This is a genomic window from Bradyrhizobium sp. MV1.5, assembly GCF_055807615.1.
Window position 1 is genome coordinate 1 of the sequence record NZ_JBVVPL010000024.1, and the last position, 24,290, is coordinate 24,290.

The following is a 24,290-nucleotide window of genomic DNA, read 5'->3' on the forward strand; positions in this document are numbered from 1 at the left end:
TGCAGCACCTGCACGCCGTTGGCGATACCGTCGAGCAGATTGTTGATGTCGCTGGCGCGGTTGTCGAGCGACTGTGCGGTGAAGAAGTTGGTGGGATTGTCCAGGGCCGAGTTGACGCTCTTGCCGGTCGACAGACGGTTCTGCGTGGTGGCGAGAAGATCAGCGGTGGACTGGAGGGAGAGCAGGTTCTGACGAACCGAGGAGGAGAGAACGATACCGGACATTGGGTGTTACCTTTCTGGTAAACGACGCTTACTGTTACGCGTCTGCATGGATCGAGTGACCCAGCGACCGGCGGACCGTGGGGCGGAGTCCTCTAACGAAACATGAAATGAAATTGGCGCTTTTGCTGAGTCGGCGCGCGATTCGGCCCATTCGCACACTCGCGACGCCACGCAGCCGGGCGATTTCAGCCTTGATATGATTGAGCTTTCCCGCGGCATCGGCCGGGATTTACAACTCGTTAACTAGTCTTGATGGAGTATTGCGCCCTGATCCGCCGCAACACACGCTCGGTTACGAAAGCGTTGATGGAGAACAGGCATGGCCCTCAAGGTCGAGCTCAGACCGCACGAACGCATCATCGTCGGTAACTGCGTAATAACCAACACCGACCAGCGCGCCCGCCTTCTGATCGACGGCGACAACGTGCCGATCCTGCGCGAGCGCGACATCCTCACGCCGGAGACCGCCGATACGCCTGCCAAGCTCGTCTATCTGGCGGTCCAGCTCATGTACATCTCGCCGGATCCGCAGACCCAGCACGGCACCTATTTCAACCTGGTGCGCGACATCGTCACCGCGGTGCCGAGTTCCTGGCCGATCATCGAAGGCATCAACAACAACATCCTCAACGGCGACCTCTATCGCGCGCTGAAGGATGCCCGCAAGCTGATCGCCTATGAAGAGAAGTTGCGGGGCCAGTTCGAGGCCACGCATCCCAAGACGGAAGCGGACCAGGACGTCAGCACCGCCGCCTGATCCCACGCGTTCGCGGTCCCACGCCGCGCGAACGACGAAGCCGCACGAACGACCAAGCCTCATAAACGACAACGGCCCCGGATCGCCTCCGGGGCCGTTGTCGTTTCGGGCCTGCGTGAATACTACTGCGCCGCGAGCGGCGGCGCCTCGACCTCGATCACTCCCCCGCTCCGTCGTCCGCCGAATCCCAGCACGGCCGCGATCAGCGCATCGATGTCAGTCTCGTCGGTGCGATGATTGACGATCGCGGCGCGGATCGCAAACCTGCCGTCCAGCGTGGTGCTCGACGGCGCCGCTACGCCGGACTCCTGGATGTCCGCAACGATCTCGCGATTGACCTCATCCGCGGCGCGGTAACGGAAGCAGACGATATTGAGATTGACCGGTGCCAGCAATTCCAGCCGCTGCTCGGCAAGAACGCGAGTCTCCAGATATTTCGCCAGCGCACAGCTTCGCGCGATCACCGCACCGAGCCGATTTGTGCCGAACGTCTTCAGCGTGAACCACGTCTTCAGCGCACGGAAGCCGCGCGACAGATCGGGGCCGAGATCGCAGGGCCAGACCGCGCCGGCCGCAAGCCCCCTCGCCTCGCGACGCAGATAGGCCGCGGGCTGCGCGAAAGCCTGCCGATGCTGCTCGCCGTCGCGCACCAGCAGGAAGCCGGCGTCATAAGGCACCTGTCCCCATTTGTGGAAGTCGAGCGCAATGGAATCCGCAAGCTCGATGCCGCCGAGCAGCGGCGCGAGCTCGGGCGACAGGATCGCGAGCGCACCGAAGGCGCCGTCGACGTGAAACCAGATTCCCTCCTCGCGGCACAGCTCCGCGATCGCCTTGAGATCGTCGATCGCACCGATGTCGACCGTACCAGCGGATGCGACGACCAGGAACGGCTTGAAGCCGACCTCGCGATCGATCGCGATCTGCGCACGCAGCGCGGCAACGTCGATGCGATGATCGGCATCGACGCCGATCTTGCGCAGCGCATCGCTGCCGAGCCCGGCGATGTCCATCGCCCTCGAGACGCAGCCATGCGCGGCCTGCGATGTATATGCGGTGAGAAGCGCACCGTCATTGCCGATGCCGTACTGCCGCGCCAGCGTGCCGAGCGTACTCGTGCGTGCCACCAGCACCGCCATCAGATTCGCCAGCGACGTGCCCGTGACGAAGATGCCGCTCGCGCTCTCCGGGAAGGCGAACAGGCGGCGCATCCAGTCGATGACCTGCCGCTCGACCTCGATCGGCATGTGGTCGCGGCCGCCGAGATTGGCGTTGAGGCCTGCCGCGAGCATTTCCGCGACCATGCCAACCGCGGTACCGCCGCCATGCACCCAGCCCATGAAAGCGGGATGGACGTTGCCGGTCGCATAGGGCGCGACATGTTCGGTGAAGTCGCGATAGACGTCGGCGAGATCGCTCGCCTCGCGCGGCACGTCGGCCTTGAATGCCGCGCGAACGCCGTCGGGGATCGGCTGCCACACCGGACGCGCGCGAACGTTGGCGATCCCGTCGATCGTCTCGTCAAGCATGCGATGGGCAAGCGCGCGAAACTCGCTCCAGTCCTGCGGATCGAGCGAAGTCTGCGTGACGGACCTTTGCGTATTGCGGATGATCTCGTTCATGCTGCACTCTCCTCGCCCGCTCGCGCATGCCGCGACAGCATCGCCGTAAACGCCGCGAAGATCTTGCGCATCTGCGGCGGCTTGTACGGAAACACGGCCGGCGGATCCATGTTGTGCACGACGGCGGTGTTGTCGGCTTCGAAGACCAGCAACTCGCGGTTCTGGTTCTCGGCGCAATCGACGATGAAGTAATCGAGGCCGACGCGCCTGCTCATTTCGTCCAGCGCGATCTTGTGGCGCGCTGCGAACGCATGGTCGAAGTCGAGCATGAAGACGGCTTCCTCGGCCCGCTTCTCCTCGCTGAACGCCATGAAGGCGTTGAGATACCAGATATCCCAGCGATCGGCGATCGCCATGTGGCAGGCATAGGGTTTGCCGTCGACCATGGCGAGACGATATTTGCGGTAGAGCCCGTCGGGACTGACATAATCGACGAAACGCGCGACGAAGAAGTCGTGCTCTTGCCGCTCGGCAAGATAGGCAGCGAGCGCCTCCGCATCGTCGAGCTTGGCGAGCCCGACGCCGGCATGCGTGCCGCGCGGCCGCACGATCATCGGAAAACGCAGTTCGCCCGTGATCTCCTCGCAAACGAGCTTGCCTTGCGAAAGCTCCGACAATTGCGCGCGCGTCGTGGGGGCGGTCACGGGAATGTCGAGACCGGGCACGTCCGCCAGCAACCGATACAGCTTGTCGCGATCGAGATTGCCGATGAGATCGGGACGATTGAGCAGCGGCCTCGGCCAGTGCGGCGCGGCCTTCTCGATCAGCGCGAGTGCCTCCCGGCACTCTGCGGAATCGGATGCGATCACGATGGCGACGTCGTGCTCGGGCAGAGTGTCCGGCAGGCCGATGCCCTTGACCACGTAGAGCGTCAACAGCTCGATGTCGGAGTCTTCAAGCAGGAAGTCGATCGGCGTGTTGCCGCCCATGTCGATATCGGCGGCGAGCGCGAGCACGCGCAGCCGGGGTTTTGGAGCAGCGCAGGGCGTACGAAACAATTGGTGGAAGGAGAGCACTTCGGTCTGGATCACCAGCCCGGCCTCCTTCTCGCCGAGAAGCTGGGCAATCAGCGAGAGATCGAGGCCTTCGCCGGCCTCCGCCGTCCCCTCCTCGATCCGCGCCAGCAGCCGCTCGCGCAACGGATGCAGGTCGCCGCCCTCGAAGGCGCGGCGCGTCAACTGCGCAAAGCCGATGCGGTCGGCATGGTTCGGCGCGGTCACGCCGCTCGGCGCGGAAACTGGATGTTGCATCTCACACCTCGAACGCGGACTTTGCCGGCACGGCCGCGGCCGCGCCACGGTCAAGCAATAGCTCGATCTTCACCAGCACATGGGCGATACGATCGAGAACGTGTTGCACATTGCGTTGCGCCTGCATTGCATCCGGCGACCACGCCTCGGTCACCAATCGCGCGCCGACGCAGAGGCGCAACACGGCCTGCGGCGCACCGTCCTGCCGCTCCAGTCGGACCGGTTGGCCGACGAGACAGCGCTGGGCGGCCACTTGGCGGTCCGCCACGCTGCCGCTGATCTCCTCGGCCATGTCGCGCGCCAACGCCCTATGCACGGCGCTGGTCTCGGCGATCGAGACCGGCTTGCCGCCGCGCAGAAGCGCGAACGGAAAGATCGTGGCTTGCGCGAATTCCTCGTCGTCCGCGCCGGACTTCTCGATCGCGGTGGGAACGGCACGAAGCGACGGCGACAACGCGATCATGCTGTCGATGCCGGCTGCAAGCTCGGCCAGCGCCCTGGCGCGGAAAGCCCCCGGCACGGCGTAGTAGCTGCCGATCTCGGCCAGCGCGGCTTCCCAGCGCAGCCATTGACCGAAATTCGGCCGGCGCTCGAACCGCGAGCGCAGTGTCGTCCACGCCATCGGCCAGTCGCAGCGACCGGCATAGTCGAAGATGCCAGGCGCGATCCCGCCAATCCGGTCGATCGATCGCGACAGGCCTTTCGGCAGCAGCAGCGCACCGCTGAAGGCGGGTCCGCCGAAGAATTTCGAGCCGGTGATCAGCACCATGTAACCGCGATCGAGATAGGCGCGCAGCCGCCGGCGGCCGAGCCGCGCCTGACAGGCATCGACGACAATTTGAACCTTGCGCGGCCAGCGCCGCGCGATCTCGTCGAGACACGCCTCGCTCGGGGCACGCCAACCGAGTTTTGACGAATCCATGATCTGCAACAAAACGCGCCGGCCTTGCGCGAGGCTGGTCTCGACCGCATGCAGCACCGCGGCATCGGCATTGGTGCGCATCGCTATGCCGGCCGCCATATCGATCAGCGGCACCGCAATGCTGTCGCCGGCAAGCCCCGTTACCGCGCCGTCCTTGCGCACGGCAACGCCGCCTGCCGTCATCGTGCTGAAATGGTGGCCGCGTGCGGTATGCGGCGTGCCGCTTCCGGTCTGGTCGGCGCCGACCACGATCGTCACTGGCGCCGCACCGAGCACCGCGCGCGCCACGAACAGGGCGTGAAGCTGGGAGTCCGTGCCGGACGGCGAGAACACGACGTCGATGCGCGACGAGAGCGCAAGGTAGCCGCGCAGTTCCTCGCGCATGTCCTCGCAGCGGGCGTCGAAGGCGATTTCGACCTCGTCGAACAGGCACTTGTGCATCAGCTCTTCGCGCGCCAGCGCGGCGCGGTCGTAAGCCATCTGCGAGATCGTCGAGGCGGTCGCGGAGGCGAAATTCCAGAGCTCCGGCTCCGGCGAAGCCGCGCAGCCATAGGTGTTGACACGGTCGTTCGGATCGAGCGTCAGCCGCGGATCTCCGCCGGAGGCGAGCAGCGTATCCAGCGGTGTGAACAGATCGCGCAGGCGATAGCGCGAGCCGCCGTCGGACGCGCGCTCGCTGGCTGACAGACGGGATGCGCCGGCGCTCATCCCGAAACGCTCACGCCGCATCGGCCGCCGCCGCGGGCGCCGGTGCGAATTGCGAGGTGATGTCGCCGTGGAACACCGAGGGCCCGACGTGATCGAGCGAGCTCTCGATGTCGGCCCAGATCTCGCCGCCGATGTCGGTCCAGCGCTTGCAGAAGGCGAAGTCCTCGGACAGATAGGTGCCGGTCGCCGCATCGATCATGCATTCGAACAAGGCAAACCGGTTCTGGCTCGCCGCCAGCGTATCGTGCGAATGCTCGCGGAAGAATTGCAAGGCCGCGTAGTCCGGATGGCGGCACATCGCCTCCAGCACGGAGCGCCGGATCATCAGGAAGCCGGTGCCGGCGTAGCGCACGCGGGTGAAGCCGTTCACCACCACGATGCGATCGGGGTCCTCGATCTCGAGCACGTAGTCGAGCGATGCGGCCGGCACGTCGGCGCGGCCGGACTGGATCGCCCGCGCGGCCTTGTCCCAGTTGATCCGCTTGATCGGATAGCAGCCGGCGACGACGTCCGCGCCGCACTCGATCAGCCGGAACACCTGCTCCGGCTTGAAGCCGATGTCGGCATCGATGAAGAGGAAATGCGTCGCTTCGGGATCGTCCAGGAACATCGCGGCCAGATTGGCCCGCGCGCGCGTGATCAGCGCATCGCCGTCGCGCAGCAGCACCTTGAGCTCGAGATTGGCCATGCCGTGCACGGCACGCTGGAGCGCGAAGATCGAGCTCGCATAGATGCTCGTCACCTGCCCGCCGAAACATGGCGTGGCCACCACCAGTTTCATCTTGTCCGACATCGTCAGCTCCGCCCGCTGCAATCCTCACCAAGAGGTAAAGAGGCATGGTTAACGGCGCCTTAACGCCCGCTTACAGGAACTTGACGAGCGAGAGCTGCGCGAGGTTCGAGGTCACCTGGTAGGACGCCTGGAGCGCGTTCTGGAGCGACAGGATCTCGCTCGCGACCTGGTCCGGCGGGGCCGATTCCGCCTGGTCGATGATGGTCTGGAGCTGCGCCTTGGCCTGGGTCTGGCGCGTGCCCGCGTCCTTCATGGTGTTCTGGGCCATCGCGATGTCGGTCTGGATGTCTTCGATGCGCTGCTGGCCGGGCTGCTTGGTCAGAGCCTGCGTCACCCGCAGGCTCAGCGCGGCGACCTGCCCGCCCGCATACTGCCCGGTCGGCGAGGTCGAGAACGTCCCGAACACGGCGACCGCCTGCAGCTCCTTGCGGATGGCGTCCTCGTTCGCCTGCGCGCCATACTGCACCGTGACGGAATCGTCGACCCGGGCCATCGCGGTGGAGCGCGGCGAACCAGGGCCGTCATTGCCCAGGTACCATTGCACGGTGGTGGCCGAACCGTTGACCAGCGTCGTCGCCGAGCCGAGGGGCGAAGAGCCGACGCGCAGCGGAGCCTTTGCCGCCGTGACCGGGGAGGTCGTGAAGCCGAGCGCCGCGAACGCCGTGCTGTTCGAGCTCGTGATGTTGAGGCTCCCGGGATCGTCCGTGTTGATCGTGATCACGCCGCCATGGATGGTCGACGGCTTCGTGGTGCCGGTGATCTGATCGATCTTGCCAAGGAGAGTTGTGATGTTGTCGGTAATGTTGATCTGGTTTGGGCCGATGGCGCCCGAGGCGACGAAAGTCAGCGTCTGACCGTTCACCGTGATCGTATCGGGGCTAACGGCAGGCGGACCCGCCGACCCCGCCTGGAACGCCGCTGAGAGGACTTCCGGGCCGCCCGTGGTCGCAGTGCCGCTCAGCACAGTTGAACCGGTGATCTGAGGCGTCGACGCCACGCTGCCGCGCGTCACGCTGCCGAGACCGAGCGCCGTGGCCGCCGCGCCGCCGGTGACCGCCACGTCCGTGCCGGTGCCGGTCGCGATCTGGATATTGCCGCCGGCGCTCAGAGTCACGTTGGCGGCGGGAATGCCGGCGGCCGTCGCGATTGCATTCAAGATATCAGACACCTTCGCGGCGCTGCCCGAAGCCAATCCGATAGTGGTATTGCCGCTGGCCGTCGTGACAGTGGTGACGGTAGGGTCGAAGGTGATCGTGTGGGCGCCGCTCGCGCCGGTGATGGTCAGGGTGGTACCGGTCGGAGCGTTGGCGAGCGCGGTGAGAATGGTCCCGTTGAGATGGGGTGTCGCCGAAGAATCGAGCGACGTGGTCGTAGACGCAATCGCCAATGCGCTGTCCTGCAACGCAACCGAGCCCGTCCCGGTCGTTGAGGTATAGGAGAGCAGATTGCCGGTGGCCGCCACATTCGCAGTGGCGGATCCCGCCGTGTTGAAGAAATTGTCCCCCGCCGTGACGGCGGATGCCGCTACCAGCGAGGTGCCGGCAAGCTTCTTGATCGCGGTGTTCAGCGCGGTGTTGAGGTTGGTCGCCGTGTTGTTCGGGTTGACCGGGACGCTTGCATCGATCGCAAAGCTGCCGACGGGCGTCGGTGTCGCGGTGGACGCCGTCAGGTCGATCTGCTCGGTCGAGCCATCGGGCAGCGTGAACTGCACGCTGAGCTTGTCGCCATTGTTCGGATTGACGCCGTTGAGGTCGACCGAGAACGACACCGGCGAGCCGCTCGGGCCGGTGACCGTCGCGCCGGTCAGCGTCGAGGAGACTGCGGCGATCTTCAGGCCGAATGGCGATGCGGGCGCGTCCTCGGAGACCTTCACCGAGCTCGGCGTCGGCTGTGGGGTCGCCAGCACCAGCCGGCCCATGCCGTTGGCGCCGAGGTCGGCGGCCTGGCGCTCCGCCATGACGGTCTTGAAGCCCGCCTGCGTCGTGGTGCCGTTGATGATGTCGCCGGCATTCGCGACCGACGGCGTGTTGAAGGCGGTGCCGGAGAACAGATAGCGGTTGCCGGATTGCGTATTGAGAACGCCGACCATCGAGCCGAATTGCGCAGCTGCGGTGTTCTGCGCGACCGTCTGGCCATTGACGTTGAGATCCTGCGCGGTGTTGGCCGAGCCCGTCTGCACCGTGTTGCGGATCGTGGTCAGCGACTGCAACGCGGTATTGGCGAGGTTGATGCTGACGTTGACGTTGGTCATCGTGTCGGTATAGGCGGCGATGTTGGAGAGCTGCGCGCGCCCGGCGATCGCAAAGCCCTCGTTGGTGCCCATCCCGGAATAGTTCTGCGACAGCTTGCCGGTCGAGAGCTGCGTCGACAGGTCGGTGAGCTGCTGGTTGATGTTGCGGATCTGCGAGCCGAGAATCGACGAGGAATAGTTGATGCTGCTGATCGACATGTTTCAGAGCCCTGTTACTTGTTACACTTGAGCCTGGAGCAGCGTATTCATCATGCTCTGCACCACCGACATGACATGGGCGTTGGCGGCATAGGCATTCTGGAGCTGGATCAGGTTCGACATCTCCGAGTCCAGGTTGACGCTGGCGGTCGAGTTGAACTTGGCCTGCAGCGTCGAGACCACGACGCTCTGGCCCTGCTGCAGCTGGGTCGCCTGGGTCGCGGCATTGCCCTGAACGCTCAGGAACTGCTGGAGGTAGTTCGAGACGCTGCCGGTGAAGGGCTGGCTGGCCGAGCCCAGACCGGATTGCGGCGAATAGGAGAACACCGCCGAGGTGAGCTGCGAATAGAGATAGTCCGAGCGCGTGGTGTCGCCGGTGGGCGTCACCGGCGAGGTGTTGTAGATCGACAGCCTGGTCGGGTCGGTGGCGAGCTGTGTGTTCACGGCGATGCGGCCGGCAAGGCCGGTCATCTGCGAACCCGATGCCGTGATCGCGCCGGTGTAGAGCGCCTGCCCACCATCGGTGAACAGCGGCAGTTGCGGATTGCCCGAGGTCAGCGACGAGATCGTCTTGGTGATCGAGGCCGAATTGACCTTGGCGAGGCCGCTGTTGTCGTCGGTCACCCGCAATGTGGTGGCCGTCGCCGGCGCCGGCGCGGCGGCGAAAGACAGATGCGAGCCGGAAAGCGCGGTGTTGAGCGCCGAGGCGATCGCGCCCATGCCGCCGGAGAAGTTCACCCCGATCTGCATCGGATTGGCGTTGGTGGGGTTCTGGAGCGGGAGCGCCGCCGGATCGGTCACGTTGACGAGCGTGACCTGTCGCTTCGTGTTGGTGGTCGTGTCGGTGTAGGTGAAGTTGACGCTGTTGCCCGGCGCCGCTCCCGCAAGGTCGAGATCGAAGCCGGCCGGCGGGCCGGTGACCGTGCTGCCGGCCGTGGTCTTGTCCGACAACGCGCTCGACATCGTCGCGGCGAACTGGTCGATCTGGTTCTGCGCCTGCACCAGCGTCTGGTCGCGCAGCTTCAGATCGGCCGCGATCTGGCCCGAAGACACAACGTTGTTGGCGATGACGTCGACCGACGATCCGTTCGGGAGCTTGATGTTGAACGCGCCGACGCCGGATTTGGCCGGATCGATGTTGTAGAGCGAGGTCGCCGACAGCGCGCCGGCGGAGGCAAAGGTGAATTGCGAGGCCAGCCCGGCGCCGACCAGCTGGATGCCGGTGGTGGTGTAGATGTTGGCCTGATTGGACCCGTCGGTGGTGACGTGGACGTCGACATATTTCGACAGCGTGTTGATGGCCTGGTCGCGCTGGTCCATCAGCGTCGCGGCCGAGGGGTCGTGTTCCGAAAGGCCCTGGAGTCTGGAGTTGATGTCGGCGACCTGCTGCATCGCCGCGTTGGCCTGCTGCGCCGAGGTGCTGAGATCCTGCTCGACGTTGGAGCGCAGCGACTGGATGCCTTTGGTGGTGAGGTTGAGCTGCTGCGCCAGCGTCTGCGCGGCGCCGAGCGCAACGGTTTGCGCCGACGACGAGCCCGCATTGGTCGACAGCGCCTGCAGCGCCGTGGTGAAACTGTTCAGCGCGGTTTCGAGCGTACCGCTGTTGCCGGGCGTGCCATAGACATTCTGAAGCTGCTTCAGGATGTTCGCCATCTGGTCGGCGTAGCCGCTGCCGCCGGTCTCGGTGCGCAGCTGTTTCTGTACATAGGTGTCGAGCTCGCGGCTGACGCCGGTCGTCGTCACCGTCGAGCCGAAGTCGCCGGTGGTGACCTCGATCTGGTTCGGCGTCTGGACGACGTAACCCGGCGTCTGCGAGTTGGCGACGTTCGAGGAAACGATCGAGAGCGCAGCCTGATTGGCACGCAGACCGCTCATCGCACTGGCGAGGGCTGAACTCAAACCCATGTTGGCTTGCCGCCTCTGGTTACGTCACGCACCAATCAGCGCAACACGTTCAAAAGATCCTGAACCATCGTATTCGCCGTCGTGATCACCTTGGTGTTGGCCGAATAGGCCTGCTGGGTCACGATCAGCTTGGTGAATTCGTCGGCGATGTCGGTGTTCGAGCCTTCCAGCGACGAGCCGCTGATCGAGCCGGAAGCACCGTCGATGGCAGGGCCCGACTGTTCAGTCGCGGCGTAGGCGCCGCCGTCCTGCGCCTTCAGGTAGTTGGTGCCGTTGAAGTGCGACAACGAGACCTGTGCGAGGTCGAGGTTCTGACCGTTGGAGAAGGTCCCGACCACGAGGCCGTTGTTGTTGACGGCGACCGAGCGAAGCTGACCGGCGGCGTAGCCGTTCTGGGTGATGGTGTTGATGGTGACGGCGCCGCTGGTGCTGGCATATTGCGTCAGTCCGCCCGAGGAGATGTTGAAGGAGACCGAGCCCAGCGACTGGCCGCTGACGCTGACGTTGTTGATGGTGATGCCCGACCCGCTCGGCGAGGTCAGCGAGCCGTCGGCGGCAAAGGTGAAGGCCTGGCCGGTATTGACCCAGCCGACCGTCGTGCCGGTCGCATTCGGATCGGTCTGGTAAAACATGTTCCAGGTATCGGCATGGCCGGCGCCGAGCGAGGCACTGTCGGTCTTGGCCCAGCGTAATTGCAGATTCACCGGCGTGCCGGCCGCGTTGTAGGCGGTCACCGCGCCACCGCTGATCGATTCCTTGGTGAAGGTGGCGATGTCGTTGCCGATCACGCCGCCGGTGCCGGCAACGCCACCACCGTCACGATTCTTGGTGATGGTCGAGGTGAACCCGAGCGCAGCGAAGGCGGCGCTGTTGGAGCTCGCCACCGAAAGATTGGAAGCTGTGCCGGTGTTCAGCGTGATCACGCCGCTGCTGCTGACCGACGACCCCGTTGCACCGGAGAGCGCGTCGATCTTGCCGAGCAGCATCGTGATGTTGTCGGTGACGTTGATTTGGTTCGGGCCTGACGCGCCGGCGGCCATGAAGGTCAGCGGCTGACCATTGACCGTGATGACGTCGCCGGCGGAGAAGCCCGATGTGATCACCTCGGCGCCGCCGGCCGCCGCCGCGCCGCTCAGCACCGTGGCGCCCGAGATCGCTGGGGAGGACAGCACGTTGCCGCCGCGCGTTACGCTGCTGATGCCGAGCGCCGTGGCCGCCTGGCCGCTACCAACCGCTACGTCGGTGGTGGTGCCGCTGGAGATCACGATGTTGCCGCTGGCGCTGAGCGTTGCGGTGACGCCGGCACCGCCGGCGGTCTGGATCGCGCTCAGGATGCTGGCCACCGTGGCCGTCGTGCCCGCGCCGAGACCGATCGTGGTGTTGCTGCCGACCGTCGTGACGGTGGTGCCGCCGTTGAACGTGACCGTGTTGCCGTTGATGGTCAGCACCTGGCCGCTGAGCGCGGTGAGGGTCGTGGAGGCGAGATGCGTACCCACGGAGTTGTCGAGCGAAGTGGTGGTCGATGCCACCGCCGCAGAGTTGTTCTGGAGCGCCGTTGTGCCGGTCGCAGTGGTCGACGAGTATGGCGAGCGGATATTGCCGGTTGCGGCAGCGCCGGACGTTGTGGCGTTTGCATACGGCGGAGGCGGCGTGCCGACCGGCAGCGGGTTGGCCGCGAAGTCCGACGGGTTCAGTCCGCCGGCCGCCAGCAGCGTCTTGGTCGCCGCCGTCGTGCTCGCCACCGTGTTCGGCTGGGTCGGCAGGTTCGCCGCGTACTGGATCGATGTGGTCGCCTGCGCCGGGATGAAGTTGTTCTGGAATTTCAGGACTGTCGCGACGTTGCCTTGCGGGTTGCCAGTCTTCGGGTCGACCGTGACACCCATCAAATAGTAGCCGGCGCCGTTGACCAGATTGCCGTTGGCATTGAGCTGGAAGTCGCCACGCCGCGTGTAATAGGTGACGCCGCTGAACACCGGCGCATTGTCGACGACGCCCGTCGCCTTCTGGATCGAGAAGAAGCCGTCACCGGTGATTGCCATGTTGGTGGCGACGCTGGAGCCCGAGATCGTACCCTGCGTGGTGATAGTGGCCTTCGCGTTGGCCGTCACGCCGCCCGCGACCTGCTTGCTCGGGACCGAGGAGTCGGGAATGAGATCGACGAAGCTGGTGCCGATGCCCTTGTACGCGGTGGTGGATGAGTTCGCGATGTTGCCGGAAATGTTCTGCAGCGCGTAGGACTGCGCCTGCAGGCCACCCACCGAGGTGTTCATTGCATCGAAGATACCCATAACTTTGTCTCCAGATCCGATCTCGGCGGCCGGTCGACCATGGCCGCAGTCGGAGGAGACTGTCGCAAGGGCTATGCCAATGCGGGTACTTTCACGAAATCAATGACTTAATGAAAAAGCCCCGGTCTGACGACCGGGGCACAATTGCCGGGACCGGCAACAATTGCCGGGACGAAACCTAGGTTGCGGACGCCGCCGCGGGATGGAAGACCAGCCCGAAACCGTCGATGCAGTAGCGCAATCCGGTCGGCTTCGGACCGTCGTCGAAGACGTGGCCGAGATGGCCGCCGCAGCGCCGGCAATGCACCTCGGTGCGCAGCATGCCGTAGGTGCGGTCCTCGGTCTTGCCGACATTGCCCTCGATCGGCTGGTAGAAGCTCGGCCAGCCCGTGCCGCTCTCGAATTTGGTGTCGGAGGCGAACAGCGGCAGGTCGCAGCCGGCGCAGGCGAAGATGCCCTTGCGGTGCTCCTTGAGCAGCGGGCTGGAGCCCGGCCGCTCGGTGCCCTCCTTGCGCAGGATCTCATATTGCTGCGGCGTGAGCTGGGCACGCCATTCGGCGTCCGTCTTCTCGATCTCGAATTTCTGCGCGGCTTTCTCTCCAGCCTCCGCGGGCGATGCTCTGAGCCAGCGGAAGGCCGCAAGGCCGAACAGGCCGGCGACAGTCGTCAACAGGATGCGGCGGTCAAACATCTCATTCTCCATGCGGGAGCGTCTACGCCCTGAGATACGGGCTCTAACCGTCGACGTTACACGTCCGGGCGGAGTTTTTCTCACCTTATCGCGAGGCGGTGTCGTCCTGCGGGACTGGTTCCACGGCTTCCGCCACAGGCTTCGGCGGTGGGGCCGGCCGGGGCCGAACCCCGGGCGGCGAACGGCGCGGACCGGTCCCGGCGGCCCGGTTGGCTTCGGCCAGCCGCGCCTCGCGTTCCCGGTCCTTGACCCTGGCACGCTCGCGATAGCGGGCAAGCGAGCCTGCGGCGGCGGAACTCGCCCTGCCCCAGATTCCGACCAGTTGCCCGGCAACCCGCCCCGTCGTTCCCCCAGCCCAGACCAGCTCGAACGGCGAGAACAGCTTCCAGCGCTCGTCGCCCCACAGGATGCTGCGGGCGATCATCTGCCCGGCCATGGCCGAGGTGTTCATGCCCTGGCGGCCGAACCCGCTGGCCACCCAGAGGCCTTTGCGCAACTGGCCGATCTGCGGCATGCCATGCACGGTCTGGCCTGTGGCGCCGCCGAACATGTCGGTGATCTCGACATTGCCGAACTGAGGGAAGATCGACCGGATCCGCCGCCTGACGGCGCCTGCAAAGCGCTGCGGCCGCGCGGCCCAGGTGGTCTCCGGACTTTCCCACATCAGCCGGTCGCCGTCGACGATCCGGAAATGATCGACGCCGTCGGAATCCATCACCGATCCCTTGAAGGAAATGATCTCGTGCACGCGCTCGCCGAGCGGCGCGGTGATGCCGGCATAGCGCCAGACCGGCAGCAGCGTCTCCGACAGGCGCCTCAAGGGCGCACCGAGATGGATGTTGCCGGCGAGCACGATATGGGTGGCGCGCAGCCGCGCCGAGGGCGTGACGATGCGCTTGCGGATGCCGGAATGATCGATGCTGACGACCGGCGTATCCTCGAAGATGCGCGCTCCCGCCCGTCGCGCCAGCGCGGCGAGGCCGTGCACATATTTGCGTCCGTCGACCTGGAATGCCTTGGGATAGTAGACGCCGTGGAAGTAGTGATCGGTCTTGAGCACCGCGCGGACGCGATCGACCTGCCAGCCCTCGGCTTCGGTGTCGAAATCCTCGTTCAGCATCTGCAAGCGGCTGATCAGCCGGTCGCCGGCATCAACGTTGGAGACCTCGAGCACGCCGTCGGTCGGGCCGATCCCCGGCATGTTCTCTTCCGTGGCGTTGGCCCGGACGAACTCGGCCCCCTCTTTCGACAGCGTCCACAATTCCCGCGCGTCCTCGAAGCCGATGCGCTCGATCAGTTCGGCGAGCGGCAGCGCGAAGCCCGGCATCACGGTGCCGAGTTGATTGCCGGAAGCGTTCCAGCCGATGTGGCGGCCCTCGAGCACCGCGACGCTGGCCCCCAGCCGGGCCGCCTCGAGCGCGATGGACAGTCCGGCAAGCCCGGCCCCGATGACGCAGATATCGGCATCGAGGTCGAACGACAGCCGCGCCCGGTCGCGAAAGCCGGCTTCTTCCTGGGACACGCTTGTGAAAGTCTCGCTCATGTTGTTTTCTTAGAGCATGATCCGGAAAAGTGTGCAGCGGTTTTCCGAAAAGATGATGCTCGAAACAATAACCTAAAGCGCGATGACGATTCGCCCTAATCTCATCGCGCTTTAAGGGCCTGAGCGGCCGCTTGTCACCTTGTCCTCGACTCGGCGCCTGTAGATTATCCTGGTCGTGTAACGATTCGAGAATGCCATGCGCCGTTTGATGCTGCTGCGTCACGCCAAGACCGAGACCGACGCGCCGAGCGGCCGTGACCAGGACCGCCGGCTCGACGACCGCGGCCACAAGGATGCCGCCGAGATCGGCGACTGGATGGCCTCCCATCCCCCCTTCCCCGAGGCCGTACTGGTATCGCATGCCGTCCGGGCCCGGCAGACCTGGGACATTGCCTGGGAGACCATGAAGGACCGCGTCGCCGCGCCGCAGGTGGAGGTCCTGCCGGAACTCTACGCCGCCGATCCCGCCCAGATCCTGGAGTCCATTCGCACTGCAACCATTCCGGCTGATCCGAGACAATTGCTGCTGGTCGGCCACAATCCGGGCATGCACGAGATCGCCCTGATGCTGACAGGCGGTGGCGATCCGACCGCCGCCAAGGCGCTCGCCGACAACCTGCCCACGTCGGGGCTTGCGATCTTCGATTTTGACGTCAAGGATTGGGGTGACGTGGCTTACCGCCGCGGCAAGCTGGTGTTGTTCGTCAGTCCAAAGCTGCTTCGAAGTTGAGGCTACTTCGAAGTTAAGGCTGCTTCGATCGGGTTGATCACGCGACGTGCCGGCAAGACGTCCTGACTGGAAGATTTGGAGGCGCAGATGTTCAAGTCCATCCTCGTGCCCATCGACCTCGCCGACACCGATTTGGCCAAGCCGGCGATCGCGACCGCCGCAACGCTGTCGCAGACCTGGAGCGGCGTGGTGCGCCTGCTCAACGTGCTGCCGATGACCCCGGTGATGCTGGCCGAATACGTGCCGGCCGATTTCGACGAGCAGCAGCGCCAGACCTCGGAAGAAGCCCTCGCCATTGTCGCACGCGAGTCCGGCATCGAGCCTTCCCGTATCTCCAGCGTGGTGCGCCAGGGCGGCATCTACCACGAGATCCTGGAGGAAGCGGTGCACATGAAGGCCGACCTGATCGTGATGACCTCGCACCGGCCGGCGATGCGCACCTATTTCCTCGGCTCCAATGCCGGGCATGTCGTCCGCTACGCCAAGTGCTCGGTGCTGGTGGTGAGGCACTGAGGGTCGGAGCACCCGTTCGTAGCCCGGATGGAGCGCAGCGCAATCCGGGGCTGCTGCGCCCGCATGGATGGAATCCCGGATTGCGCTGCGCTCCATCCGGGCTACTAGATATCGCGTTGCCTGTCGGGCAAAACACGCGATCGACGGGTCAACGTCCGCCGCCAAAAATATTCCACTTTACCGAAATTCGGAAATCGCGTATGTGTCGCCGCAACCCGGCCCAAGGAAGAGGGGCGTATCGCGATCGTCACGAACGCGGGCCGGACGGCGGTGGACGTTGGTCACATCGGCGCGAAGGACTTCGCAGGGCGGGCAACCGTGAGCGAAGGCGTCGCGCACACGACCGGTGTGATCGGCGTACGGCAAAATCGTGTGGTCCTGGCGCCCGGGGTCTGTGCGCCAAGTGTTGCGGTGATGTGGGTTGCCCAACCGGGCACGCGCGTCAGCCATCCGCAAGGCGACGGGGGCAATAGTGCATCGCTCCCCGGGGAGATCACGACATAAGCCGTAAAGCCACTGCGCAGGGAAGGCCGGATGTTTTGGCTTCACCTGTATGCCGCTGTGCAGATTTTTTATTGCAACTTCGCACAGTGGACCGCGGGTGCCAGCCGGCGCCCGGTCTTCCCTGCGCCCTCTTTCAATTGAGGGTGAGACGACGAAGCAAAGCTCGGGCGAAATGCGCCGCGAGGATGCGAGCCCATGTCAGTTATTCAACAACGGTCTCGTGCCCCGGACGCAGCGCAGCGCCTCTTAGCGGTGCGCTGCAGAGCCGGGGCCCATGCGACAGCGAGTGCGCGGCCCTCTGGGTCCGGCTCTGCGCAGCAGCGTAAAAACGCTGCAGCGCGTCCGGGACAAGAGCGAAGCGCTTTACAGGTAGCGCGTCAGTTCTGCTTTGGCCTGACCGTAGACCGCATCCTCGATCTGGCTGCGCGTGATCCCGATGTCGCGCAAGGCGCGGTCATCGAGGTCGTTCAGCGTCTTGACGGCGGAGCGGCGCTCCAGGCTGTCGAACAGCGCATAGGCGCCGCTGGCCAGCTTGCGGAAAAATCCGTCTGACGAGGATGAGCGTAAACTCCGCCCGGCGGTCTGCGAGATCGTGGTCATTGTCCTTCTCCGGCCTGTTGTCCACGCGGCGAAACGGATGCCGTTGGTGCAAGCGCCCGAGCGCATGCACCTCATTTGCCTCGGATTGCTCTCGCTCTCCTCGGCTCAATCGTGAAGCTTGATGGAACTTAAATGCTCCAGTACACTACTCGGAGCAAGTGAAACATTGCTCTCGGTGCAATAATGTCCAAGTTCGAATACGTGAAGCTTGCCGATGCCATTGCTCTCGATATCTCTAACGGCACGTTAAGGCCCGGCGACCGGCTGCCGCCGCAGCGCAATTTTGCCTATGACCGTGGCATCGCGGTCTCGACCGCGAGCCGGGTTTATACGGAGTTGCTCCGCCGTGGCCTCGTCGTCGGCGAGGTCGGCCGTGGCACCTTCATCTCCGGCGCCATCAGGCGCGAGGTCGAGGCGCTGAGCGAGCCGCGCGACGCGCGGATCGATTTCGAGGTCAACTACCCGCTGCTGCCGCAGCAATGGGCGATGATTGCCAAGAGCCTTGCGGGCCTCGAGCGCGTCGACGCGCTCGAATCCGCGCTGCGCGTCTCCACCAGCACCGGCACCAAGAGCGCGCGCAATGCCGCCGCCGCCTATCTCGCGCGCAAGGATTTCGCGCCGCAGGCCGAGCAGATCGTCTTCACCGCCAACGGCAAGCAGTCGCTCGCGGCAGCCCTCGCAGCCCTCGTTCCCACCGGCGGCCGCTGCGGCGTCGAGGCGCTGACCTATCCTTACGTCAAGAGCATCGCCGCGCGGCTCGGCGTGACGCTGGTCCCGATTCCGATCGACGAATTCGGCGCGCGCCCAGACGCCATCCAGAAGGCGCATCGCGAAGCGCATCTGTCGGCGTTGTATCTCCAGCCCATCATCCAGAACCCGCTCGGCGTCACCATGAACGCGACGCGGCGCGCCGACATCATGCGCGTCGCCGAGAAGCTCGACCTCACCATCATCGAGGATGCCGTCTACGGCTTCCTGGCCGACGACACGCCGCTGGCCGCACTCGACCCCGACCGCTGCATCGTGATCGACAGCCTGTCCAAGAAGGTCGCGCCGGGCCTGGCGCTCGGCATCCTGGTCGCGCCGCCGCGATTGCGCGAGAGCGTGATGAGCGCGGTCCGCACCGGCGGCTGGATCGCGTCCGGCCATGCGCTCGCATCTGGACAGCGGCTGATGGCAGACGGCACCGTGGCCGAGCTGACGCGGCTGAAACGCATCGACGCCGCGCGCCGCCAGCAGACCGCGGCAAGGCTGCTCGCCGGCTACCAGCTCTCCGCCGATCCGCGCTCCTATCACCTCTGGCTCACGCTGCCGGCACACTGGCGCTCGCAGACCTTCGTCGCCGCGGCAGCCCGGCGCGGCATCGCGCTGACACCGTCCTCGACCTTCGCGATCGCCCATGGCCACGCACCGAACGCAGTGCGGCTCGCGCTCGCCCCGCCTTCGTTCGAGCAGCTCGATTCCGGCCTGCGCACGCTCGTGTCGCTACTCGGCACCAAGGAAGAGGATTTCGACTCGACGGAGTAGCGCGCTGTCCAGGGCAGCAAGGCCATTTAGGGCAACAACGCTCTCGGTAGGCGATCGAAGCTGTAGCTCCGCGGCTGGTTACGCCGCACGAAGCCGCCGATCTGCCAGGCGAACAGCGCGGCAAAGCCGATGATGAACAGCGCGCCGGCGAATTCGCCGATCGCAAGCGCGCGGATCAGGAGCGCAGTCATCGCCACTGCAAGCACCGCAAGAAAAGCCAGCATTGTCGCGTAGGTCCTGCGGCCAAGGCCCGCGGTCAACTCGGCGCGGCTGCCGGCCTGCGCCATGCGCGCGTGCAACGCGACGATGAAATTGCGAAAGCCATTGTCCTGCGGCGCCATCAGGGCCGCGGTCTGCCAGCTCGTCGACAGGATCGCGACGCGGCTGCCGCCAGTGTGGCTGATATCGGCGCGAAAGCGGTGCTGCTGCATCGAGACGGGGCGGAACGACAGCCGGATTGCACTGATCTCGTCGTAACGCCACAGGCCCGAACGGCCGCCGATGTGCCAGGACAGCCCCTCCTCCGTCAGCTCGAAGCGATGCGCCGAGCCGATCAGCGACGCCTTGTAGGCATAGCTCGCGCCCGCAGCCGGCTCAGCTCCCGAATCCTCTGTCTTCACAATCGATCCAATCCGGGCGATCCCATCAGCGATCCGCTTGCGTGAGCGCCCTGCCCCATCCTACAAGCGGGACATGGCTGAGACGATTTTTTTTCCGCGCCGCCTGATTCTCGGCGCCGCCGTGATCTCCGGCGTGCTGCTCGCGCTCGCCGTGCACATGCTGGGCGCGCGCTACGGGCTCGACCTCGGCGGCCTCTGGCACTCGGACACGCACGAGTTCATACCGGCGGGCGCGGCGATCGCCTGGTGGCTGATCGCCTCCGTCGGCTTCTCCGGCGGCTATTTCACGGCGACATTGATGCAGAGCGCCGTCTCGGGCCAGATCCCGCAACGGATGCGGCAATTCCTGATCGCGGTCGGCGTGCTGCTGCTTGCGGGTGCGGGCCAGGTGGCCTCGGCGCCGAGCCCGGTCCCGACGGTCTCGGGCGTGCTGGCCGGAATTGCCGCGCTGGGCCTCGGTGCCGTGATGGCGTTCTGCGGCGGGCATTTCGCACTGCGCCGCGGCTAGCCTCAGGCGATCGCGCGCAACGGCGGTCGGTCCAGCATGATCGCGACATCGGAAGCCGGCCGCGGCTTGCTGAACAGATAGCCCTGCGCCTGGGTGCAGCCTTCGCGCCGGAGCAGCTCAAGTTGCCCGTCGTTCTCGACCCCCTCTGCCGTGGTGACGATGCCGAGGCTGCGGCCGAGGCCAGTCACGGCACGGATGATCGCCATGGAATCCTCGCGCGTCCCGAGTTCCGACACGAAGGAGCGGTCGATCTTGATCTTGTCGAACGGGAAGCTGCGCAGATAACTCAGGGACGAATAGCCGGTGCCGAAATCGTCGAGCGAGATGCGCACGCCCATGGCGCGGAGGTCATGCAGCGTGGCCAGCGTCGCCTCGCTGTTCTGCAGCAGGACGGATTCGGTGATCTCGAGCTCGAGGCGGCGCGCGTCGAGGCCCGACAACGCCAATGCCTCGGTCACGGATGCGATCAGATTTGGGTTCCTGAACTGCACGGGCGACAGGTTGACCGCGACGTCGACATCGTCAGGCCAGGTGGCGGCGTCGGTGCAGGCGGAGCGTAGCACGAAATCGCCGAGCTGGATGATGAGCCCGGTCTCCTCGGCCAATGGAATGAAGCTGAGGGGCGCGATCAGGCCGCGCTGCGGATGATTCCAGCGCAGCAGCGCCTCGAACGCGACGACGCGACCGCTGGCGACGTCGCGGATCGGCTGGTAGTACGGCTGGAACTCGTCACGTTGCAGCGCCGCGCGCATGTCCATCTCCAGCAGACGCCGTGCTTGTGCGCGAGCATCCATGCCGGTCTCGAAGAAGCGATAGGTGCCGCGGCCGTCCGCCTTGGCGCGGTACAGTGCGAGGTCGGCGTTCTTCAGCAGTTCATCGGGATTGTCGCCGTCCTGCGGCGACAGCGAGATGCCGATAGAGACACCGATGATGATCTGATGGTCGTCGATCTCGTAAGGCGCCGAGATCACCTCGACCAGGCGGCCGGCAAGGGATCGTGCCGCGGTTTCCTCGGAACGTCCGATCTGGACCACGGCGAACTCGTCGCCACCGAGCCGCGCCACGGTGTCGCTCTCGCCGACGGTGGCCTTCAGCCTGCGCCCGACCTCCTTGAGCAGCGCATCGCCGATGGGGTGGCCGAGCGAGTCGTTGATGTCCTTGAAGTGGTCGAGATCGAGACAAAGCACCGCGAGCTGGTCGCCCGATCCGGTCCGGCGCAGTCCCTGCACGAGCTGCTCGTGGAACAGCACGCGGTTCGGCAGGCTGGTCAGCGCGTCATGGCGGGCCATGTGCGAGATCTTGGCCTGGGCCTCCAGCCATTCGGTGATGTCCTCGAAGGTCGCGACCCAGCCGCCACCATGCATCGGCTGGTTCACAACCCGGATGGAGCGGCCGAACCTGGTCACGACGTCGGTCGTGGTGCGGCTCTCGCGCGCGTCGGCGACGAGGCGGGCGAAGAATTCGCCGGCATCGCCCTGCCACTGCCCCTTGGCCTGCTCCTCCCGCAGGACGTCGACCAGCAGCCGGCCGGTGAGCAGGATGTCGGTGCGGCCGAGCATCGCGGCATAACGCTCGTTGAACAGGATGATCTTGCCGTCCGCGTCGAACATGCACAGTCCCTGCGACATGTTCTCGAGCGCCGTGTCCAGCACAATCTGCTGGCGGCCCAATTCGCCCTTGGCGCGGCGGTCGAGCAGCGCGGCCACCAGCGCAATCGCGATGATCGCGACCGCAGCACCTGCGGTAAAGAAGGACAATGAGTCCGCCGGGATCGACAACCCGCTGATCGCGAGCGTCGGATCCGGCGTCAACACGACCGCGCCCATTGCTGTGAAATGATGTGCGACGATGGCGACCGTCAGCAGGGCGCTTGCGGTCAGCGCGTGGAAGAGGTCGTCGCGCCGCGCAGCGACGAACAGCGCGAGCGCTGCGAATACGATTCCGAACAGCACCGAGGCGGCAACCGTGCTCCCGATCCAATCGACGCGTGCCGGCATCTCCAGCGCCGCCATGCCGGTATAATGCATCGTCGCGACCGCGGTGCCGACGATGGCGCCGCCGAGCACGATCCACGGCGCGCGCGCAGAGGATGCCGCCAGACTCAGGCCCACGAAGGTTAGGGAGATCGCGAAGATCAGCGAAAGGATCGTCACCGGGATGTTGTAGGCGCCGGCGCCCCCCGGCCCGTAGGCGAGCATCGCGATGAAATGCGTCGCCCAGACGCCGCATCCGCTGACGACGGCATCCAGGGCGATCCAGACCAGGCGCCCAAGGCCGTGCGTCGCGCGCGCCCGGTGAAACAGGCTGATCGCCGCCGCGCTCGCGAGCAGGCCCACCGCGCCGCCAAGCGTGACGAGCCGCCAGTCGTGCTCCTCGGTGAGACAGTAGAGAACTTGATACATTGCGGGCCCCTATCGACCGCACTGGAACCGACAGAGATGGACAGTCGGTAACCGGCTACGTGCCTGTTTCGTGGATGGTGAACGGAAGCTGTGTTCAATCGCTCGGATTGTTCATCCGCGCGAAGGCGCGCCGAGGCCGATCACGGCGGCGGCGAGCAGCAGCACGGCCGCCGACACGACCAGCGACAGGTGCAGGCCGGTCATGAACGCGCCTTCCGAGGCCACCAGCGAACCGAACAGCGCAACGCCGAGCACGCTGCCCGTCTGCCGCGTCGCGTTCAGGACGCCCGCCGCGATGCCGGAGCGTGCCTTCTCGACGCTGCCCAGCAAGGTCGAGGTCAGCGGCGGCACCAGCAGCCCAAGTCCGCTGCTGATTGCGATCATCTGCGCAAAGATCGCCCAATAGCTCGTGCCGGCCTCGATCCACAGCAGGCCAAAGCATCCGAGCGCCGAGACGCAGGCGCCGACAACGATGGTCGGGCATGGGCCGATACGCTCGGCGAGGCGCGGCGCCAGCAGATTGACCGGAAGCACCACCCCCATCATTGGCACGAATGCGAGACCGGTCCACCACGCCGACAGGCCATTGATCCTCTGGAAATACAGGCTGAGCACGAAGATCAGGCCGTAGATCGCGATGTTGACGAGCAGACCGACAAGCGCGGTCAGACTGAACAGCCGGTGATCGAACAGGGACAGGGGCAGCATCGGTTGCGTCGCGCGGCTCTCGCGCCAGACGAACAGCACCGCCAGGAGAGCGGCTGAAGCGAAAGCCGCGAGCACAGCCGGATGCTGCCAGCCAAGCGCGCCCCCCTCGATGATCGCGCCGGCGAGCGCCCCCAGCGCACCAATCGCCGCGAGCTGGCCGGGCAGATCGATCTCGCGTGAGGGCGCGCGCGTGGTCTCGGTCGCATAGCGCCAGCTCAGCCAAAGGCCGATGAGGCCGATCGGAAGGTTGACGAGAAAGATCGCGCGCCAGCCGACCAGCGTGATCAGCGCGCCGCCGACGAAGGGGCCGGCAGTGAGCGCGAGACTGGCACCGGCGGCCCAGATCGCAACGGCGCGGCCGCGCTCGCGGTCGTCCGGATAGGCATGATTGAGCAGGGCAAGAGAATTCGGCACCAGGATCGCCGCCGCCAGCCCCTGGACCAGCCGCGCTGCGATGAGGACGGCCGCATTGGGTGACAATGCGCAGGCGAGCGAGGCCGCGGTGAAGATTGCGAAACCCGCCATGAAGACGCGCTTGGCGCCGATGCGGTCGCCGAGCGCGCCGGCCGTCAGGATGAAGGCGGCAAACGCAATGGTGTAGGCGCTGACAACCCATTGCAGCTCGGCGACGCCGCCGCCGAGCGTCCTGCCCATCGCGTCGAGCGCGGTGTTGACGACGGTGACGTCAAGCTGCACCACGCCATAGCCGAGGCTCATCGCGGCAAGGGTGAGTGACGTCGCAAGGCGGGAGCCGGCATGCGGCACGCCGGCTTCGAAGGCTTCGTATCTGGCGGTGCTGACTCGCATGCTGCCATCTCGGTTGCAGCCCCATGCGAACGATACGCTTCCCGCTCGCCGCCATGTTACGACAAGGATCGAATGATGGATGCGGGACGGATGGCCTCATGTTCGAGCGTGGGGGGGGGGGGGGGGCGCGCCCCGGAAGGAAGTGAAGAGGGAGGCACCCCCCGAAAGGGGCCCGGCCGGGGGGGCAAGGAGAAGAGGAGGGGGGGGGAGGGGTTTTTGTGT

The 24,290-nt window shown here is 65.7% G+C and carries 19 protein-coding genes; 5 read left to right on the forward strand and 14 right to left on the reverse strand.

Translation table 11 applies throughout. The features are described from left to right. Nucleotides 1–224, reverse strand: a 224-nt coding sequence (locus AC0L2J_RS21735) for a flagellin N-terminal helical domain-containing protein (protein WP_473322076.1), incomplete at its 3' end; no start/stop codon positions are given. Nucleotides 225–543: 319 nt separating this feature from the next. Between AC0L2J_RS21735 and flbT the strand changes: the two genes are divergently transcribed. Continuing rightward, the gene (gene flbT / locus AC0L2J_RS21740) at nt 544–981 is read left to right on the forward strand and encodes a flagellar biosynthesis repressor FlbT (protein WP_007612328.1); all 438 of its coding nucleotides are present in this window, start codon (nt 544–546) and stop codon (nt 979–981) included. A 122-nt stretch (nt 982–1,103) separates the two neighbouring features. On the opposite strand, the gene AC0L2J_RS21745 is transcribed toward flbT, so the two are convergent. The 9 genes from AC0L2J_RS21745 to AC0L2J_RS21785 form a co-directional block, all read right to left on the reverse strand. Continuing rightward, nucleotides 1,104–2,600, reverse strand: coding sequence for a pyridoxal phosphate-dependent decarboxylase family protein (locus AC0L2J_RS21745; RefSeq protein ID WP_473394126.1), 1,497 nt, complete (start codon nt 2,598–2,600; stop codon nt 1,104–1,106). Then, nucleotides 2,597–3,850, reverse strand: a complete 1,254-nt coding sequence (locus tag AC0L2J_RS21750; protein ID WP_473394130.1) for an ATP-grasp domain-containing protein — start codon at nt 3,848–3,850, stop codon at nt 2,597–2,599. The genes AC0L2J_RS21745 and AC0L2J_RS21750 overlap by 4 nt, the downstream gene beginning before the upstream one ends. A 1-nt stretch (nt 3,851) precedes the next feature. Further along, nucleotides 3,852–5,501 carry a hypothetical protein gene (locus AC0L2J_RS21755; protein WP_473394134.1) on the reverse strand — a complete coding sequence of 550 codons (1,650 nt, stop codon included), beginning with the start codon at nt 5,499–5,501 and terminating at the stop codon, nt 3,852–3,854. Further along, nucleotides 5,491–6,273 carry a hypothetical protein gene (locus AC0L2J_RS21760; RefSeq protein WP_063995708.1) on the reverse strand — a complete coding sequence of 261 codons (783 nt, stop codon included), beginning with the start codon at nt 6,271–6,273 and terminating at the stop codon, nt 5,491–5,493. Before AC0L2J_RS21760 ends, AC0L2J_RS21755 begins: the two co-directional genes overlap by 11 nt. A 70-nt stretch (nt 6,274–6,343) precedes the next feature. Continuing rightward, nucleotides 6,344–8,722, reverse strand: a complete 2,379-nt coding sequence (locus AC0L2J_RS21765) for a flagellar hook associated protein (RefSeq protein ID WP_473394137.1) — start codon at nt 8,720–8,722, stop codon at nt 6,344–6,346. A gap of 21 nt (nt 8,723–8,743) precedes the next feature. Then, entirely contained in the window at nt 8,744–10,627 is a 1,884-nt protein-coding gene (flgK, locus tag AC0L2J_RS21770) for a flagellar hook-associated protein FlgK (protein WP_473394141.1), read from the reverse strand. A gap of 35 nt (nt 10,628–10,662) precedes the next feature. Beyond that, entirely contained in the window at nt 10,663–12,915 is a 2,253-nt protein-coding gene (locus AC0L2J_RS21775) for a flagellar hook-basal body complex protein (protein ID WP_007612344.1), read from the reverse strand. Nucleotides 12,916–13,093: 178 nt separating this feature from the next. Then, nucleotides 13,094–13,606 carry a peptide-methionine (R)-S-oxide reductase MsrB gene (gene msrB / locus AC0L2J_RS21780; RefSeq protein ID WP_007612345.1) on the reverse strand — a complete coding sequence of 171 codons (513 nt, stop codon included), beginning with the start codon at nt 13,604–13,606 and terminating at the stop codon, nt 13,094–13,096. A gap of 85 nt (nt 13,607–13,691) precedes the next feature. After that, nucleotides 13,692–15,149, reverse strand: coding sequence for an NAD(P)/FAD-dependent oxidoreductase (locus AC0L2J_RS21785; RefSeq protein ID WP_063995704.1), 1,458 nt, complete (start codon nt 15,147–15,149; stop codon nt 13,692–13,694). A 196-nt stretch (nt 15,150–15,345) separates the two neighbouring features. Here AC0L2J_RS21785 and AC0L2J_RS21790 point away from each other — a divergent pair, with 196 nt between their 5' ends. Beyond that, a complete protein-coding gene (locus tag AC0L2J_RS21790; protein WP_063995703.1) occupies nt 15,346–15,879 on the forward strand; it encodes a SixA phosphatase family protein in 534 nt (177 codons plus the stop codon). A gap of 87 nt (nt 15,880–15,966) precedes the next feature. Next, on the forward strand, nt 15,967–16,392 hold the full coding sequence (locus AC0L2J_RS21795) for a universal stress protein (RefSeq protein WP_063995702.1): 426 nt from the start codon (nt 15,967–15,969) through the stop codon (nt 16,390–16,392). An 867-nt stretch (nt 16,393–17,259) separates the two neighbouring features. Here AC0L2J_RS21795 and AC0L2J_RS21800 read toward each other — a convergent pair. Further along, nucleotides 17,260–17,496, reverse strand: a complete 237-nt coding sequence (locus AC0L2J_RS21800; RefSeq protein WP_063995700.1) for a DUF1127 domain-containing protein — start codon at nt 17,494–17,496, stop codon at nt 17,260–17,262. Nucleotides 17,497–17,679: 183 nt separating this feature from the next. Between AC0L2J_RS21800 and AC0L2J_RS21805 the strand changes: the two genes are divergently transcribed. After that, the gene (locus AC0L2J_RS21805; protein ID WP_007612359.1) at nt 17,680–19,023 is read left to right on the forward strand and encodes an aminotransferase-like domain-containing protein; all 1,344 of its coding nucleotides are present in this window, start codon (nt 17,680–17,682) and stop codon (nt 19,021–19,023) included. Between the two features lie 26 nt (nt 19,024–19,049). On the opposite strand, the gene AC0L2J_RS21810 is transcribed toward AC0L2J_RS21805, so the two are convergent. Beyond that, nucleotides 19,050–19,643: a hypothetical protein gene (locus AC0L2J_RS21810; RefSeq protein WP_007612360.1), complete on the reverse strand. Its 594-nt coding sequence runs from the start codon at nt 19,641–19,643 to the stop codon at nt 19,050–19,052. A gap of 73 nt (nt 19,644–19,716) precedes the next feature. Between AC0L2J_RS21810 and AC0L2J_RS21815 the strand changes: the two genes are divergently transcribed. After that, nucleotides 19,717–20,151: a hypothetical protein gene (locus AC0L2J_RS21815; protein WP_007612361.1), complete on the forward strand. Its 435-nt coding sequence runs from the start codon at nt 19,717–19,719 to the stop codon at nt 20,149–20,151. A gap of 2 nt (nt 20,152–20,153) precedes the next feature. Here AC0L2J_RS21815 and AC0L2J_RS21820 read toward each other — a convergent pair whose 3' ends face one another. Continuing rightward, the gene (locus tag AC0L2J_RS21820) at nt 20,154–22,553 is read right to left on the reverse strand and encodes a bifunctional diguanylate cyclase/phosphodiesterase (RefSeq protein ID WP_473394150.1); all 2,400 of its coding nucleotides are present in this window, start codon (nt 22,551–22,553) and stop codon (nt 20,154–20,156) included. Between the two features lie 111 nt (nt 22,554–22,664). Further along, complete coding sequence (locus AC0L2J_RS21825; protein WP_473394154.1) at nt 22,665–24,068, reverse strand: MFS transporter; 1,404 nt, start codon at nt 24,066–24,068, stop codon at nt 22,665–22,667. Between the last annotated feature and the right edge of the window lie 222 nt (nt 24,069–24,290).